Origin of the sequence: Pseudomonas moraviensis subsp. stanleyae, assembly GCF_036283065.1 — a bacterium.
GTDB classification, from domain to species: Bacteria; Pseudomonadota; Gammaproteobacteria; order Pseudomonadales; family Pseudomonadaceae; genus Aquipseudomonas; species Aquipseudomonas stanleyae.
In genome coordinates this window covers 1-541 of record NZ_JAADJI010000034.1, presented here as the reverse complement: position 1 = coordinate 541, position 541 = coordinate 1, and the positions used below count along the sequence as shown (strand labels likewise).

The following is a 541-nucleotide window of genomic DNA, read 5'->3' as shown; positions in this document are numbered from 1 at the left end:
TGGTTTCGCCAGCCTTGATGGTGATGACAGCGCCGTTCGACAAGGTCACGGTCACTGGCGAGCCAGCGGCGTTGGTCAGTGTCGCGGTGTAAGTGATCTGACCACCTTCGGCAACCGAATTGGTGGCGCTCAAGGACAGATTTGTAGTGTCGGCAACGTCTGTGACAGAAGTCGAAACCGGGGTTTTGTCCGCCACCAGATTCTCGAAATTACCGCCGGTTACGCCAGTGATCGAATTGGTGATCGGAGCGTTGCCCGTCAGTGCATCGTTCGAAGCAACAGCGATAGCAGTGCCGGTGGTTTGACCGACGCCGATGGTGATGGTCTGACCGTTGGCCAGAGTCACGACGACAGGCGAACCAGTAACTGGCGCACCAACGGTGGCGGTGTAAGTCACGGTGCCGCCTTCAGCCACCGAAGTATCAGCCGTCAGTTTGACGGTCGAGGTATCGATGGTATCGGTGACAGTCGTTACGGCCGGAGCTGTGCTCGGTACCAAGTTCTCGAAATTGCCGCCGGTAGCGCTGGTGATCGTTGCCTG

At 58.0% G+C, this 541-nt stretch carries 1 protein-coding gene; it reads right to left on the bottom strand.

The features are described 5' to 3' along the window. Nucleotides 1-541: immunoglobulin-like domain-containing protein (locus GXB78_RS27985; protein WP_329517857.1), on the bottom strand; the 541-nt coding region annotated here is incomplete at both ends.